Origin of the sequence: Parabacteroides chinchillae (assembly GCF_900108035.1) — a bacterium.
Taxonomy (GTDB): domain Bacteria; phylum Bacteroidota; class Bacteroidia; order Bacteroidales; family Tannerellaceae; genus Parabacteroides; species Parabacteroides chinchillae.
In genome coordinates, this window is record NZ_FNVS01000018.1 from 48,256 (window position 1) to 64,378 (window position 16,123).

Consider the following 16,123-nt stretch of genomic DNA (forward strand, 5'->3'; position numbering starts at 1 on the left):
CTTAAGCGATTCCTAATTTAGCGTTGAAAGCCTGCAATGTTTCAAGCACATTACTCTTAACATGAATAAACTGATCGATACCCTGAGCTTTCAGGTCTTCCATGCAAGCAGGAGCACCAGCTACAACAAACTGAGCACGTCCGGCCAACGCCTTCAATGCCGCAGGAGCATATTCTGCATATTCATCATCGCTGGAACAAAGAACTACAATAGAAGCACCTGCCTTAACAGCTGCATCTACACCAGCTTCAACCGTATCGAAACCTAAGTTGTCAATTATCTTATATCCGGCACAACCAAAGAAGTTACTAGAGAACTGAGAACGAGCCAGACGCATAGCCAGATTACCGATAGTAAGCATAAATACCTTCGGTTCTTTTCCGCTCTTTTCAGTAGCCAGACGCAAAGCTTCAAACTGTGACGCGCCGCGAGAGAAGTCCAATGCAGTAACTGTAGCCTCGCCACAATGACCGCCACCACAGCAACAAGAAGCTTCTTCTTTTATCTTTCCGGCAGCTACTTCGTTGAAGTTAGGGAACTGGTTAGATCCCAACAGGATTTCACGACGGGTAGCAACATTCTTCTTACGGGCATCATTAGAAGCATTTACTGCTTTCTGGATTTCACCGGCTTTGGCAGCAACACCGAAACCGCCCTTTTCTTCTGTTTCCAGGAACAACTTCCAAGCTACATCAGCCATAGAGTTTGTAAGAACTTCTACATAATATGAACCTGCAGACGGATCAACTACCTTGTCAAAATGGCATTCTTCTTTCAACAGTAATTGTTGATTGCGGGCAATACGTTCGGAGAAATCGTCCGGAGTCTGATAAGTTTTATCAAACGGACGGACAGTGATTGAATCAACACCTGCAATAGCAGCAGACATAGCCTCTGTCTGAGAACGCAACAAGTTTACGTGAGCATCGTAAATTGTCATATTCCATTCTGAAGTCTGCGCATGGGCAACCATCTTACAAGCGCAGCGGCACATTCCGTTTTCTGCCTTATTAGGACATTCCGACGGGCAGTGGCAAACAGGATTGTAGGCAGCCACGATTTCAGCCCACAACCAACGTGCTGCACGGAACTTAGCAATTTCCATGAAGTAGTTAGAGCTGATACCCATATTGAATTTGATCTTCTTCGCAACTTCGTCAGCTTCGAATCCGGCTTCTGTCAATTTAGCCATCAATTCGTTACCCCAAGCTAAAGCGAAACCTAATTCCTGAGCAATATAAGCTCCTGCATTCGTGAAATAGAATGAATTTACAGCCAATACACGGTAGCGAGGCAGAGCCTTACCAGCCTTGAGCACGGCGGCGGCGGCTTCTACCCAGTTTTCGTTGTCTTTGCCTTTTACTAAAGGTTTCTTGAATGCATCATAATTAACAGAACCAAAACACTTACTCAGATCTGCGCCCTTACCCTTGAAGTAATCCGCCAGAATACCGATCAGCTTCTCAGCTTTGCAGTTGCAAGTGTTGAAATTAAGTTCCACACATTCCGGGCAAATACCATCCAGCAATGCAGCAATATTTTCAGCATTTACTTCATCGCCCTTGATAATAAATCCAAGAGAGTTAACACCTTTGTTCAGTAAATCGAGGGCCTTTTCGTTTGCACCTTTAAAACATTTTACTTCAATGTTCTGGCGTACTTTCCAGTCGTTGTCTTTTTTCGTACCCCGAACATACGGAAATTCACCGGGAAGAGACTCGGTAGTTTTCAGACCTTCGATGTCTTCTGCACGATAGAAAGGATTTACATTAAACCCTTCGCCTGTTTTCCATACAAGCTTTTTCTCAAACGGTACCCCTTTCAGGTCGGCCGTAATCTTCGCCATCCATTCTTCAGTAGATATGGGAGCGAATTCTGAGAAAAGTTTTTCTTTTAGTTCTGCCATAATATTAGTTGTTTATAAAACTTGGTATTAGTAATATTGAATATTTCGTTCAATTACAGCAGGCAAAGGTAGAATAAATAAACAGGACGAACAACGAAAAATAAACGAAATCATGCCCAATTTTAACGCCTTTTAGAGATGATGTGCCATCTTTAGTTTACATAATGACAGAAAGTATAAAAATAATCTTCAAAAAAAATAGAGTAATAATTTGACGGTTTAAAATTATCACTAATTTTGCATCGTCGTACAGCAACAAGCTAAACGATACAAATGGTGCATTCGTCTAGTGGTCCAGGACGCCGCCCTCTCACGGCGGAAACTCGGGTTCGACCCCCGGACGCACTACCCTTCAAAAAAACAAAACATCCCGATCATTTTTGAAAATCATCGGGATGTTTTTCAAAAATGATCGGGATGTTTTTTACAGACAAAAAAGATCTATAATCCAAGACCTGCTAATCTCCCCGCGGCCTGCTAAACACTGAGACAAGCCATAAGACAATAACTGCACCAATTGTAGCAGTGATCAGACTACCTATCAAACCAATTGCAGATATACCGAACATACTGGACAGGATATATTTACCTGTTTTACCATATCTAAAACCTTTGCAGAATTTATATTCAGCAAAAGCCTCATATAAGTTTCTCTGTAATAGCCAGCTTTACCATAGCTGCTGTATTTTTCACCCCCAGTTTCAATAATAGGTTTTTACGGTAACTATTCACTGTTTCTACTCCAAGAAACAGCTTTTCTGCTATTTCTTTATTTGTATACCCCTCTACTATGAGGCTCAGTAACTCTGTCTCACGGATGGTAAGAAAAAGTTTTCCTTTTTCTTTCCGTGCAGAGATTACAGAGCCGGCCTCCTCACTGAAATAACGTTCTCCCTTATAAACACTGCGTATTCCTTCCAGTATCTCTTCCGGCAAAGCATTTTTCAGCAAATAACCGCTAGCACCATTTTGCAACATTTTCTGCATATAGAAATATTCCTTAAAACCGGTTAGGGCAATAATACGGATAAACGGATAGCGATTATGTACATATGCGCAAAGATCCATGCCATTCATATCCGGCAGATTAATATCAAGCAGGATAATATCCGGTGTTGTGTTTTGCAATAATTCTTTGCAATCTTTACCACACATGGCAGTTCCCACAACATCCATTCCCGCCTCTTCTGAAATCAGCTGCCGGATTCCGTCAGCAACAATGGGATGATCGTCTACTATTACTACTTTAATCATAACCTATAGTTTTTAGCAGTTTAATTCTACAGTGATTTCTGTTCCCCGTTCTTTGCCGGAAACAATATTAAGAGTTGCACCAAGCAGTTCGATACGCGAACGGACAGTTGACAACCCCTGCCCTTCTGTTGATCCGCCCATTCCCCTGCCGTCATCCTGGACAGTCAAAGAAAGACTATCATCGGCTTGTATCAACTGTACGTTGATCTGGGAGGCCTCGGCATGCTTTAATGCATTATTGATTAGTTCACAGGCTATACGGTAAATATTTATTTCTATATCCCTGTCCAGACGCCGTTCTTTTCCGTAGAAATAGAAATCAACGCTTGACGAACCGGCACAAAATTCTTCCAACACAGGATATAGTCCAAAACGTGCCAACGATTCGGGCATCAGGTTATGTGCCAGCCGGCGCATTTCTGTAATAGATCGATCCATCAGGCTGATGACATGTTCCAATCTCTCTTTTTCCGTTTCTTTCTCCTGTCGGAATTTGTCAAGGTCTAGTTTTGCCATAGTAAGTAATCCGCCTAGTCCATCATGCAACTCACGGGAAAGTCGTCCCCGTTCCTGATTCTCTCCATCCAGCAAAGATTTGGCTGCAACCAGTTCCTTTTCTTGTTCCAGCTGTTCCACACGCTTCTCTGCCAATTCTTTTTTCTGGTTAATAAACCGTTGACGGAAAACCAACAGAACAAGAAAAAGGGCCAGTAAAGCAATACAGGAAAGCGTCAACCAAAGGATCAAACGTTTTTCTTCTTCAACAGAGACAATCTGCATTTCTTTCTTCTCCGTTTCGTAGGCAATCTTCAAATTCTGGATTATCCGGGCACTTTCGAGCGTATGCATTGAATCTCGATCGGCCTGATATCGTACACGATACCGTAAGGCGGATTTCAGATCGCCATTCCTCTCACTTATTTCGCTAGCATCGTTCAGTACGGCCAGATAAAATTCACGATTATTCACTTTCCTCGCCAGAATTGATTGATAAAGAGAAATAGCTTTATCATACTGCTTCTGTTTATTATAAATAGTTGCCAACGCATAATCGGCATAATAATCCCAGCCATCTATCGCCTTCACTTCATCAAGCAATTGAAGGGCTTTCTCCAGATTACCTTTTCCGATGCAAATGTCAGCCATCGTGATACGAATAGTTTGCCGGCCTTCCCAATAACCTATCCGGTCGGCTATAGCAAGCCCCGTTTCAAAATAAGAAAGTGCTCCATCTAAATCTTTTTTGATCGTAGCACAAGCATTCCCCATATTATTCAAGGCCCGTACCATACTTATCGAATCACCCCGGACAGCAGCTATTTCATAAAATTTATGATAATGCCCTATGGCTTGGTCTGCATCACGCTGATTAAAATACAAAATACCAATATTGTTATGAGCCTTACCCTGCAACACAGGATCGTCTATTGCCTCTGCTGCACGGAGGGCACAATATAAATTATAACCTGCCTGGTCATACTTACCGGTAATATCCAGAGCCACTCCTTTTGACGAATAAGCATTATACGCCCACACAGAAAGAGTATCGGGAGTTACCGCCTTCAACAGACGGTCTGCTACAATATAAATAGAATCATATTCTTTCCGCGCCAATAATTCCTGCATATAGGCACATTCCTCCTCATACCCCGGATCGTGGTCGAAAGAAACCGGATGGCAACCTAATACAAAAGTTATTATTCCGAGTAATATTCCAGCCAGTTTTTTCATATTGTATATCTTTCAAAAATATGTATTTATGCACCAACAAATATAATGAATATCGAGCATAGCAACACCCCTAAAAAGGGGTATTTACCCACCTATGGCACAAGAACCCCTTTTTGGGGATAAAAGGTAAACTCTCAATCTTCTAATTTTGACACCAGAGCAAAGGGAAAGATGCAAAAATTTGTCCGTATAAATTTGAGCGGACACGGAGGTTGCATAGATAGCCTTTTGTTAAACAAGAAATACTTTCTTTTGTAAATAAAAGATAAAAGCATGAATATGCGCTATGCAAGATCAAGATTGAGCGAAAAAGAAATGGAGCAAAATTGTGAGAAAATACAATCTTTCCTCCGTCACTCGGATGATTATAAAAATCCGAACCTTTGCATTTGGGATATCTCCCTGGCAACGGAAATTGCTCCGGCTGCCATTTCTCAATCTTTAAACCGTTTCCTGAACCTGAATTTTTTTGATGTGGTAAACAGAAAACGGCTAGAAGAAGTAAAGCGCATCCTACTATCAGACAATACCAACAGCTACACAATAGAAAGTGTTGCCTATGACTGTGGATTCCGGTCACGTTCTACCTTCTATGCCGCCTTTAATAAACTGGAAGGAACCTCACCTGCCAAATGGCTGAAAACAGCTTTGGAAACAGACAAGGCAAATGAGAAGACCCCTCCGGGGTGATGATGAAATATTAACCATCAAATACATTAAATATCATGAGAGCTTTATTCAGATTTATCACAGCAATTATCTTAACTACGTTACTGGTACCGACAACCATTTATGCACAGAACCCATTTTTTCCCAACAAGGAAGGAATTATATTGACATATGCCAATTACGATAAAAAAGGCAAAACGACCGATTACGTCCGCTATACCATTTCAAAAGTAAATGGGACAGACGCACAAAATTTTGAAGTCACTTACGACACAGAAGCATTAGACAAAAAGAAAGAAGTATTATTCAAAATGCCTGTTGAAATACAAATCAAAAATGGAGCAGTCTATTTTGATCCCTCTTCCAGTGCAGGCAAGTTAATGGAAGGGGTGACCATTACAGGCGAAGGAACCGTTGTTCCTGCCACCCTGGAAGAAGGCATGACGCTGGAGGACTCCAATGTTACCGTAAAAATGGGTTCACTTACCGTCGCTTCTTCAAAAATCACCGAGACGAAAGTCGTAGCCAAGGAAGATATCACCACGCCTGCGGGAACCTTTGAATGCTATAAAGTGCAAAGCAAAGTCAGCGGGAAAGCCATGGGGTTCAAATCAGAAAATACCCTCTGTGTATGGTACGCCCGCAACATCGGAACCATCCGGACTGAAACGTACGACAAGAAAAACAAACTGATAAGTTCAGGTGAACTGATATTGATGGAGGGCAACTAATATGAAACGATTCTATACCTTATTCATAATAGCACTGTTTGCCTCTCCCCCGATCTACGGACAAGGGTTCCTGAAAAAGCTCGGCAAGAAAGCGCAGGAGATCAGCAAAACCGTACTCGGTGAGGACGAGAAGCAAAAAGAAAAGGAAGCAGAAGAGATCGACTACGACTTCCCGCCGGCGGAAGATATCTACCCGGAAGAGATGTATGCGGAAGAAGAAGCCGAAGCTCCCACGCTGGGATCCACCGATCCGAATGCCCCACGTATCCTCACCTTCTCCATCGGAAAAGAAAAAGGTAAGATAGACCATAAAAAAGGGATAATTGAAATCACAGTCGATCCGGATACAGATTTCGAGAACATCATACCTGTTTATACCACCGGAAGCAACGTCACCAGTTCACCGGCATCCGGCAAACGGATCGGTGGAGAGGATAGCTACTTTACGGTAAAAGATAAAGCAGGCCGCAAATGCGTGTACGAAGTCGTTCTGCATATCCGGGGCATGGAAAAGAAAGACCTCAAAGCCGGAACAAAAAGCGGAACGCTGCGGATGGTCAACACGATGCAAGGCTTCCCCCAAATAAACAGTACCTACTATTTCGATAACTACGGGAAGCTGTTTGCCATGATGAACGATATGGGGACAGGCACGATCTACGATTATGCTGCCGGAAAAGTAACCATTCTTACCGCCGTCGCCTCTATCGAAAAAGTAAGGCGGATAACCGACCAGGCAGCCAGCCTTCAGATACCCGACATCAAAGAGCCAACGATGAAAGATCTGGAAAACGCTTTGAATAACGGGCTGAAAGATGTGGAATTCGTCTACTTCTCCTACGAAATACCCGGCCTGGACAAGAAGCTCGAATGTCCGATCATCAGCAATTATGAGGTGATGCCCCCCTCCTTTCTGGTCCGGATGAATGCCCGCAAGGTAGCGAACACCACCATAGCCGGCAAATCCTGCTTCACATTAGAGATCACCGAACCGGAAAGCGGCATGAAGATGCTATACTACAGCTGGAAGAACATCAACTTCGGCGGCGGAATAAAAGGAATGGCGTGGAGCCAGGTGGAAAGTTTCAAGGAAAGCACTCCGGCGGGTATCTTCTCGCCCCCCAAAGGCTACCGTCCTTATGCGGAATATCAGGCAGAGGTGGATGCCATCACCGAAGCAGCAGGCAAAAAGCTTCAAAAGAAAGCAGAGCCGCTGATGAACGCGCCGGAAATCCAGGCCATCAAACAGTTTCTCGACGAATACGAGAAAGAGCTGAAAGCAACCGATATTAATAAATAAACTTTTAAAACTTACAGATATGAAAACAATCATAAACATACTGCTCTGCCTGGCGATAGCAGCCGGCATGACCTCCTGCGGAAATAGTGGAAAGAAATCGGATGAAAGCGATGACAAACTTTCCCGCAGTGAAAAGAAAGAACTGACAGAAATGATGAAAGATCTGTCCGACAAGGTTGAGATCAAGGGGGACAAGGTCATCAGAACGACAAAAGCATTTGGTGGCATAGTCACCAAAACGACTTACCATTTCACCGGCGACAAATGTACCCGCCTGGTGGTCGAGGCCAAATACCCGGACAAAAAAATGGCGGAAAAAATTCACACCGGATACAAAGAAGTAAGCCACCTCTTCGATGATATAAAGATGGAAGGAAACACCGTCATTTACGAGCAAAGCGGCGAGATAGTCGAGCTCGGATACGGCGAATACACGAAGAAAAGCCTTCGCAACAAACTCCAGAAAGATATCGACGATTCCAAAGAAATAATGGATGCTCTCAAAGATGAACTTTAGAGTCGGGAAGCCGTAACGGAAAATGAATCGTAAACCATTAAAACGAAAGCATATGAAACGCATTATCACATTAATAATAATAGGCATAATCGCCCTCTTTGCCGCCCCGCAAGCCGAAGCGCAATGGATCAAGGATCTGGGCAAAAAAGCAGTCAAACGAGCCAAAGACCGCTCGAAACAAAAAGTGGAGGACAAGGTGAACGAGAAAGTGGATAAAACTGTCGATAAGGTTTTTGAAACCGGAGAGGATATTGTAACCGGCAACGAAAAAGAAGAAGAAAATACAGAAGAGGAAGCTGTAGAAAAAAAAGCCACTCCTGCCGCTGATCCCAAAGCAAAAAAAGACGAACAACCCCAGGTTGAGAAAAACGCCGAAATGTCATGGAACAAGTTCGACTTCGTGCCCGGCGATGAAGTCATCTTCGAAGATAATCTCACAGGAGAGCAACTCGGCGAATTTCCCAGCCAATGGGATCTGATTGATGGCAATGCCGAGATCGCCAAACTCAACGGCGAAACCGTGATCCAACTGATGGAGCATACAACGATCACTCCTCTGATGAAAGATACTAAAAACTATCTGGGGGAGATATACACCATCGAGTTCGATTACTGGAGCCAGTATCATTCAAATGAAGACGACCATTACGCGAATTACGGCCTGATCGATTTCTATATTAAAGAAAGTAGTTACGATCAGACGACTTTCAGGTTGAATTTTCTCACTCAGGTGTTTGAATCGGAGCCGTTAAATAATTTCGAATACGAATGGAAACCGACTTCGGGAGATGAAATGCGGCGTGGCGAGGATCAAGCGAAACTCGAAGCCAGGAAATGGCAACATGTCTCTCTCTCATTCAATAAGCGTGCCATGAAAATATACATCAACCAAACCCGAGTGGCCAATATTCCGAACATGGTCAATACGGGAAGTTACATGACTATCGGAAGCTCCTTCGAGAACGAAGTCTTTATCAAAAACATCCGTATCGCCAAAGGTGCCGTTCCGCTCTACGACCGGATGATGTCCGACGGGAAGTTCATCACCTACGGCATCACCTTCGACGTGGGCAAGAGTACGATCAAGCCGGAGTCGATGGGCGAGATCAACCGCATCGTGCAGTTGATGACCAAAAACCCCGACCTGAAATTCTCCGTCGAAGGCCATACCGACAGCACCGGCAACGCCACTTCGAACCAGACACTCAGCGAAGCCCGCTCGAAATCCATCGTCGACAAGCTGGTGGAAATGGGCATTGCCGCCGATCGTCTCACCTCCTCAGGCAAAGGACAAATATCCCCTATCGCCGATAACGGAACAGACGAAGGACGCGCCAAGAACCGGCGGGTGGAATTCGTCAAGCTGTAAGGGCAGAGCCAAGCTTGCTTGGACTATGCCGAGCAGCGCAGACAAATCGACGAAGTCAATTCGTGAAGCAGTAATAAACAAAATATGTGAACATCGCTCTTTGACATGCTGAAATGATTTTTAGGAAAAGGGAAATGAGTTATCTCCTTCAAATGATTATCTTTGCAACTAACGTATAAGAAGAAAGGAGATTATTCCTATGACAACAATTTTAATAGATGACAACAGCTACGAAGGTAAAGCCTTTATCGAACTGCTCAAAAAAATGAGTTTCGCCCGTGTATTGGGGGAAGAACAGGAGAACGAATGGTGGAACACCATTTCTGAAAAAGAGCGACAGGCTATCGATAAAGGATTAGCCGACATTGAAGCAGGAAAGACCATTCCCCATAACGAAATGAGAAAACGTTATGAACAATGGCTATAATATAGAATGGTCTGATCAGGCCACTCTTGATTTTGAAGAAATTGTTCAGTTCCTGTTCAATATCTGGGGAGAAACTATTGTACGGAAATTTGTTCGGTCTGTTGACAACGAACTCATACGTATCAGTACATTCCCCTATGCATTCCCGGCATCTTCTCTGAAAACTGGTATTAGACGATGTGTTTTATCCAAATTCAATACAATCTACTATCAGGTAAAAGATCAAACGATATACATTGTAACGATCCATGATAATAGAAGTAATCCGGAGCTTTTGAAGAAAAAACTATAGCCAATAGATCCTCTTCTCTGAAAATCCCGACATCTCTCCGCAAAGAGTTGCCGGGATTTTTGTTTCCTGAATGTTCTTTCGGCAACATTATGGTATTAACATTTAAACAAACGTCATCATGAGAACATATATATTCTATCTTATAGCCATCCTTCTCACGGGGTTTTCCGCTTTCGCCGACGGTAAACATCCGCCTTCCGAAAGTGCGCAACAAAGTTCACAAACGGACAGGCTCGACTTTACAATGCCCGAAGATTTCACTTTCGAGTATGATTTTTATGAAACGGTAAAGGTCGTGGGGTGCAAAATGACAAAAGACGGCAACAATATCCTGCTGGATATGGATTGGACAGAGAACGAAGAGATACAAGCTCGAAGGATCCTGTTCAAATATACCGACAGTCTGGGAAATCTGGTTGAATCACGATCCCAACAAGTCGGAAAGTCTGACAAAAACAAACGCGACCTTCAAAGACTTGTACACAGCACCCAGCATCCAGGCTAAAACCCAATACGTCGCCATGCTCGTAGCAAATTCACGCGAAAGCAAAATATACAATGAATAAAAGACAAGTATATACAGTAAAAAATAACCTTAAATAATAATAGGAGGAACAGACTATGGTATTTTGCTCTTTTTGCGGGGTACAAGTCCCCGACAATGTTAAGTTCTGCACTTCGTGCGGAAAACCGGTGCCGCCACAAACCCAACAGGCCCCATCGCAACCAGCAGTTTCGCCACAGCCTCAGGCACAACCTTATCCACCGCTGCCGGGTAGCAAATATGAACCAGTTTCAATAGGCGGGTATATCGGTATGATGCTATTGATGCTAATCCCTATCGTCAACATTATCCTGCTACTCATATGGGCATGCGGAGGATGCAGGAAAGTAAGTCAGGCAAATTTTGCACGCGCCATGTTACTGATGCTGCTAATCGGTACGATTCTCGTCATTCTGTTCAGTCTTCTCTTCAAACTCTTTTTAGGAGATACGCTGAAAAGCCTCTGGCAAGAAGTAGAAGAAATTAAAAGTATAATCCCGGCTACGGGAATAGAATAAACAAATTAATTATAGGAGGAAACAAATTATGGCATTTTGTGGAACATGTGGACAACAAATAAGTGATGGTGTAAAATTCTGTCCGGCTTGTGGAACTCAGATATCGGAAAGCAATACACCACAAACAGAATCTCAGCCAGTATCCCAATCCGCCGCCCAATCGGACGAAATGCAGCTAGGCGATAAATTCGCCCAACTCAACAACACGACAGACAACACATCCGAATTCGCCCCGAAAGACATCGAGCAAAACAAGGTAATGGCAATCTTTGCTTACTTCGGGATTCTGGTACTCGTACCTATCCTGGCCGCCAAAGATTCAAAATTCGCCCGTTTCCATGCTAACCAGGGAATCATGCTTTGTCTGGTATGGGTTGCATGGGTGATTATAGACAGTATACTGACAGCCGTGCTAAGAGCTATCCTTTGGCGGGGACTTAAGCTATGGGAAGTCTATTCCATCTGCGGAACAATTCTCAATCTGGTATATCTCGTTATCACCGTACTGGCGATCATTGGGATTATCAATGCAGCCAACGGACGGGCAAAAGAGTTGCCTCTTATCGGCAAATATAAAATACTGAAATAGATATGACAGCAAAAGAAATTTTCTTCAAAACCCTGCAGTTCGGATGGATCAAACGGGGATTGGGGCTATTAAACATTTTGATAGCCGTTATCCAGTTTGCCATCCTGATGGGTATCTCCACCCTGTTCAATAACGAGGGAGTCGGAGTAGCTATGTTTATTGTCTGGTTATGCGTCATCGGCATTGTTAATTTCATACTGAATCATTATATCGGTTATATGGTGAAAGCCGGACATGTGGCAGTAATTACGATGGCTTTTAAAACAGGAACCGTGCCGGAAAATCCGGTCGGCACAGGCAAAGCGATGGTAAAGAACGCTTCGGGACATCCAATGTTTACTTCGCGTTAGACAAACTGGTATCTGGTTCCGTACATCAGTTACAGAAGGCATTTGAACGTCTGAACGATAGTTTGTTGGGCAGCATACCCGGTATGGGTGACGTGATGAGCCTAATGAAGATGTTCCTCGATATTTCACTGGGTTATATCGATGAGTGTTGCTTGGGCTATACGTTCTACCATCCGAATCAGAATGCCTTCAAAAGCGCAGCCGACGGTGTAGTGATCTACGCCCAGAACTGGAAAACGCTGCTGAAAGGTGCAGCAAAGATAACGGTAGTTGTAATTCTATCGTTCGTCGTGGTATTACTGGTTTCATTCATTCTGTTCGGAGGATTATTCAGCCTGTTCGGATGGAGTAGCTTTATTGCCTTGGTGGTCTCTGTGCTATTAGCTTATACGGTAAAATATGCCTTTATAGACAGTTGGATTCTTGTAAAGATAATCAGTTACTATAGCTCTTGTATATGCCATATTTCTATTTAATAAATAGGCTAAATAAAAAAGAATCATCATATTTGTAAAAACAATATACTATAAGCTATTATGAAAACTAAAAAGACAATTTTTCTTACCGGAGCAACGGGTACCATGGGAAAGGCAGGACTGGAAGAACTATCGGGAAGATTAGATCGTTTTAATATCACATTACTGGCACGTCCGAGCCAAACCAACAAAAAAAAACTAGCGGCATACGAACATAAGAAAGGCATTCGGATCGTCTGGGGAGACCTTACCAATTACAACGACATACTGAACGGAGTAACCGGAGCAGACTATGTATTGCATGTAGGAGGAATGGTTTCTCCTGCAGCCGATTACTATCCGAAGAAAACCCGGAAAGTAAATACCGCAGCAGCCGAATATATTGTAAAAGCGGTAAAAGCCCAACCGAACGCAGATCAGATAAAAGTGGTTTACATTGGTTCTGTTGCACAAACCGGACACCGCAACGCTCCAATCCATTGGGGACGAACCGGCGACCCGATTTGTGCCAGTATCTACGACCACTATGCCATATCCAAAACAATAGCCGAACGCATATTTGTAGAATCCGGAATCAAACACTGGGCTTGTCTTCGCCAAACAGGCATTCTTTGTCCTGAGCTGTTATACAAAGGGTCCGATCCGATCACATTTCATGTCCCGATAGATGGCGTACTGGAATGGGCAACAGCCGAAGATTCGGGGCGCTTGCTTGCAAATGTTTGCGAAGACAATGTACCGGACGAGTTCTGGAACCGTTTTTATAATATCAGTAGTGGTCCGTCTTACCGGCTAACCAACTATGAATTCGAATGCAAACTACTGAAGGCAATCTCCTGCCCTCCTCCGGAAAAGATATTTGAACCGAACTGGTTTGCCTTACGAAACTTCCATGGGCAATGGTATACTGACTCTGACATTTTGGAAAATTATCTACATTTCCGTAGCAACCAATCCTGCGATGATTATTTCCGGTGGATGGCAAAGCAAGTTCCCTGGTACTTCCACCTATCCAAAATCACACCGGCATTCATTATCAAAAAAATGATGAAGGCCATTGCATCCCAAAAGGGTCTGGGCACACTTAATTGGATAAAGACAAAAAACCAGCATCGCATCTCGGCCTATTTCGGCTCTTATGAAGCATGGGAAGCTATTCCAGACTGGAATAAAATAAATAAAGAACATCCTTCCGAAATTCCTGTTATATTAAAACATGGGTACGATGAAACAAAGCCCAAAGAAGAATTAGACATTGAAGACATGCAACAAGCCGCCCTGTTTCGAGGTGGCAAATGCCTGTCCGGTACAATGGTTAAAGGAGATTTGGCTTCGCCACTGGAATGGGAGTGCCAATTCGGTCATCGGTTCAAAGCATCTCCAAACTTAATTTTACTGGGAGGCCACTGGTGTACGGAATGCCAGCCCTTGCCCTGGAATTACGATGAAATAGCCAAAGGCAATCCCTTCTTTGCCCAAGTATGGCATGCCTCCCATGATAAGGATGAACATAACATATACGACGAATCAATTTTCGAAGGAATGGAATAAAAAAGGCATAAACAACAACCGGAATTTATAACGGACAAAAGATTAATTCTCAAAAAATCTTATGTTCCAGCCCTCTAATGGCAATAAGGGTTAACAATTGGGATAGTTCTTTTAAAACACACTAAAAATACGCCCGGATTATATCAATTCACGGTCTATTTATGTTGTATAGATAACACATACCATAAACATAAAACATAATATTATCATGACAAAAGGATCTATCGGTTTGAATGCTGGAGCCGTCTGGAATTTACTATCGGATGGTGAGCACTGGAGTTTTGAGACGTTGAAGAAAATGACATTCCTATCGGATGCCGAATTATGGTCTGCTATAGGTTGGTTGGCCAGAGAAAATAAAATCGAAATCGACACATCCAGCAGTAAGTTAATTTTCTGCCCCGGTACTAACTTTTATTTCTAAAAAAGGATGTGCAGTCCATAGCAAAGGGAAAACCAGGTATATCCCTTTGCTATGGATTTCTACTTAACCAGCAATTGTTCTACCACAGCACTATCGCCATCATTAGGGGCAGGTTGTATTCCCAGTAAACGAGTAATCAACAAATATAAATTGACATTCGCCATAGTAGGTACCTCTACGTGTTTCTTAAACGAAGGACCGGCTGCATAAAAAATTGCCTCCATCTCAGGTTCAAAATTATCATACCCGTGAGTGGCTCCTTTATACGGGGTTATCTTCTTTTCTCTGAAATGCACATAACTTCCTATATCCGGAAGTACTACCAAATCTCCAATACGCGGATTTGATCCGTAAATATATTTAGACGGAATTTCATCTTTTTTCCAAACCGTTATATGTGGAACTTGCTTCAAAATGGCATACGCGCTATCTAAATAAGTTTTCTTAGGATAAAGGAGAGTCGGAACGCCGTCAAATACATATTCGAAACTATCCAAAGGCAAATAATCTATCAGGTTAACATAATTTTCAGGATAATAGGTAGCCATTCCATGATCGGAAAGAACAACAAAGTCTATTTTATCAAAAATATCAAGTTTGCGGGCTTCCGCAAAGAAATGATTTAATACACCATCCAATTCTTCAACTTTCTCTAACGTGGCAGAAGAATCGGGTGTACTATAATGTCCTATAGCGTCCGGTTCTTCCATATACCACATAATTAAATGGGGCCGGTCGGCTTCGGGCAACCTCAACCATGAAATAACAGAATCCGCACGGTCGGAGAACGATACGGATTTATCAAACTTTTTCCAGATAGAGGGTTGCATTCCATGAACCGGAACTTCGCTGCCCACCCAATAAAAAGAAGCAGCACGCACACCTTGCTTTTCTGCCGTATTCCAAATAGGTTCCCCACCATAAAAGAATGAAGTCAGATCTCCCATCCGGTATATGCTATCCACATCGGGAGCGTAAAAGAAATTATTTATTAAACCATTATGATCGGGATGCAAACCCGTAGCCATAGCATAATGGTTCGGAAAAGTAACACTTGGAAAACAGGGGCGAAATGTAGAACGGACACCAACATTAGCTAAAGAATCTAATGTAGGGGTATTAGCGCGTAAAGGATAATCGGATCGAAATCCATCCATAGAAAGCACTACAACATAGCGATCGGAAGGCGGAACCGTTGGCTTACAACTACACAAAAAACATATCAACAAACAAGTAATGCTATCAAAATAAAATTGTCTCATATATATACATTAATTATTACGGTGGCAAAGGTATGATTAAAAAAGACTTGAGATATTTCAAACGGAAGAAAAACAATATATGTACAAAAATCAACGACTTTTGACAATTGATAAAAAAATAACTAAAAACAAAAATTAAAAGATTTGTAATAATAAAGGATTCATTATATGTCTGCTATTCGAAAAACAAAACTTAACTTTGTAACGTTTTTA

At 42.7% G+C, this 16,123-nt stretch carries 19 protein-coding genes and 1 tRNA gene; 15 read left to right on the top strand and 5 right to left on the bottom strand.

Annotated features, from left to right (window positions below; all coding sequences use genetic code 11):
• Position 1: 1 nt before the first annotated feature.
• Entirely contained in the window at positions 2–1,906 is a 1,905-nt protein-coding gene (mutA, locus tag C4S38_RS13340; RefSeq protein WP_103984103.1) for a methylmalonyl-CoA mutase small subunit, read from the bottom strand.
• 275 nt (positions 1,907–2,181) lie between these two features.
• Between mutA and C4S38_RS13345 the strand changes: the two genes are divergently transcribed.
• Positions 2,182–2,254, top strand: a tRNA-Glu gene (locus C4S38_RS13345).
• A 110-nt stretch (positions 2,255–2,364) separates the two neighbouring features.
• Here the strand turns inward: C4S38_RS13345 and C4S38_RS13350 are convergent.
• The 3 genes from C4S38_RS13350 to C4S38_RS13360 all read right to left on the bottom strand — a co-directional run bounded on the left by C4S38_RS13350 (position 2,365) and on the right by C4S38_RS13360 (position 4,891).
• Complete coding sequence (locus C4S38_RS13350; RefSeq protein WP_103984104.1) at positions 2,365–2,475, bottom strand: GlsB/YeaQ/YmgE family stress response membrane protein; 111 nt, start codon at positions 2,473–2,475, stop codon at positions 2,365–2,367.
• A gap of 70 nt (positions 2,476–2,545) precedes the next feature.
• Entirely contained in the window at positions 2,546–3,160 is a 615-nt protein-coding gene (locus tag C4S38_RS13355; protein WP_103984105.1) for a response regulator, read from the bottom strand.
• 12 nt (positions 3,161–3,172) lie between these two features.
• Positions 3,173–4,891 carry a tetratricopeptide repeat-containing sensor histidine kinase gene (locus tag C4S38_RS13360; RefSeq protein ID WP_103984106.1) on the bottom strand — a complete coding sequence of 573 codons (1,719 nt, stop codon included), beginning with the start codon at positions 4,889–4,891 and terminating at the stop codon, positions 3,173–3,175.
• 273 nt (positions 4,892–5,164) lie between these two features.
• On the opposite strand from C4S38_RS13360, the gene C4S38_RS13365 reads away from it, so the two are divergent.
• From C4S38_RS13365 to C4S38_RS13425, 14 genes are all read left to right on the top strand, one after another.
• On the top strand, positions 5,165–5,581 hold the full coding sequence (locus C4S38_RS13365) for a helix-turn-helix domain-containing protein (protein WP_103984107.1): 417 nt from the start codon (positions 5,165–5,167) through the stop codon (positions 5,579–5,581).
• 35 nt (positions 5,582–5,616) lie between these two features.
• Complete coding sequence (locus tag C4S38_RS13370) at positions 5,617–6,291, top strand: TapB family protein (protein ID WP_103984108.1); 675 nt, start codon at positions 5,617–5,619, stop codon at positions 6,289–6,291.
• A 1-nt stretch (position 6,292) separates the two neighbouring features.
• Positions 6,293–7,591, top strand: a complete 1,299-nt coding sequence (locus C4S38_RS13375) for a hypothetical protein (RefSeq protein ID WP_103984109.1) — start codon at positions 6,293–6,295, stop codon at positions 7,589–7,591.
• Positions 7,592–7,610: 19 nt separating this feature from the next.
• Positions 7,611–8,108 carry a hypothetical protein gene (locus C4S38_RS13380; RefSeq protein WP_103984110.1) on the top strand — a complete coding sequence of 166 codons (498 nt, stop codon included), beginning with the start codon at positions 7,611–7,613 and terminating at the stop codon, positions 8,106–8,108.
• 52 nt (positions 8,109–8,160) lie between these two features.
• Entirely contained in the window at positions 8,161–9,477 is a 1,317-nt protein-coding gene (locus C4S38_RS13385) for an OmpA family protein (RefSeq protein ID WP_103984111.1), read from the top strand.
• Between the two features lie 199 nt (positions 9,478–9,676).
• Positions 9,677–9,904, top strand: coding sequence for a hypothetical protein (locus tag C4S38_RS13390; RefSeq protein ID WP_103984112.1), 228 nt, complete (start codon positions 9,677–9,679; stop codon positions 9,902–9,904).
• Positions 9,888–10,196, top strand: coding sequence for a type II toxin-antitoxin system RelE/ParE family toxin (locus C4S38_RS13395; protein ID WP_103984113.1), 309 nt, complete (start codon positions 9,888–9,890; stop codon positions 10,194–10,196). Before C4S38_RS13390 ends, C4S38_RS13395 begins: the two co-directional genes overlap by 17 nt.
• Positions 10,197–10,314: 118 nt before the next feature.
• Complete coding sequence (locus C4S38_RS13400) at positions 10,315–10,701, top strand: hypothetical protein (protein WP_103984114.1); 387 nt, start codon at positions 10,315–10,317, stop codon at positions 10,699–10,701.
• A gap of 116 nt (positions 10,702–10,817) precedes the next feature.
• Positions 10,818–11,258 (top strand): zinc-ribbon domain-containing protein, encoded by a 441-nt coding sequence (locus C4S38_RS13405; RefSeq protein ID WP_103984115.1) that lies wholly within the window; start codon positions 10,818–10,820, stop codon positions 11,256–11,258.
• 28 nt (positions 11,259–11,286) lie between these two features.
• On the top strand, positions 11,287–11,847 hold the full coding sequence (locus tag C4S38_RS13410; protein WP_103984116.1) for a zinc-ribbon domain-containing protein: 561 nt from the start codon (positions 11,287–11,289) through the stop codon (positions 11,845–11,847).
• 2 nt (positions 11,848–11,849) lie between these two features.
• Positions 11,850–12,197 (top strand): hypothetical protein, encoded by a 348-nt coding sequence (locus C4S38_RS16125; RefSeq protein ID WP_234999381.1) that lies wholly within the window; start codon positions 11,850–11,852, stop codon positions 12,195–12,197.
• Positions 12,198–12,262: 65 nt separating this feature from the next.
• Complete coding sequence (locus C4S38_RS16130) at positions 12,263–12,673, top strand: hypothetical protein (RefSeq protein ID WP_234999383.1); 411 nt, start codon at positions 12,263–12,265, stop codon at positions 12,671–12,673.
• A 60-nt stretch (positions 12,674–12,733) separates the two neighbouring features.
• The gene (locus C4S38_RS13420; protein ID WP_103984117.1) at positions 12,734–14,224 is read left to right on the top strand and encodes an NAD-dependent epimerase/dehydratase family protein; all 1,491 of its coding nucleotides are present in this window, start codon (positions 12,734–12,736) and stop codon (positions 14,222–14,224) included.
• A gap of 208 nt (positions 14,225–14,432) precedes the next feature.
• The gene (locus C4S38_RS13425) at positions 14,433–14,648 is read left to right on the top strand and encodes a winged helix-turn-helix domain-containing protein (protein ID WP_103984118.1); all 216 of its coding nucleotides are present in this window, start codon (positions 14,433–14,435) and stop codon (positions 14,646–14,648) included.
• Between the two features lie 59 nt (positions 14,649–14,707).
• On the opposite strand, the gene C4S38_RS13430 is transcribed toward C4S38_RS13425, so the two are convergent.
• Positions 14,708–15,910, bottom strand: a complete 1,203-nt coding sequence (locus C4S38_RS13430; protein WP_103984119.1) for an alkaline phosphatase family protein — start codon at positions 15,908–15,910, stop codon at positions 14,708–14,710.
• Between the last annotated feature and the right edge of the window lie 213 nt (positions 15,911–16,123).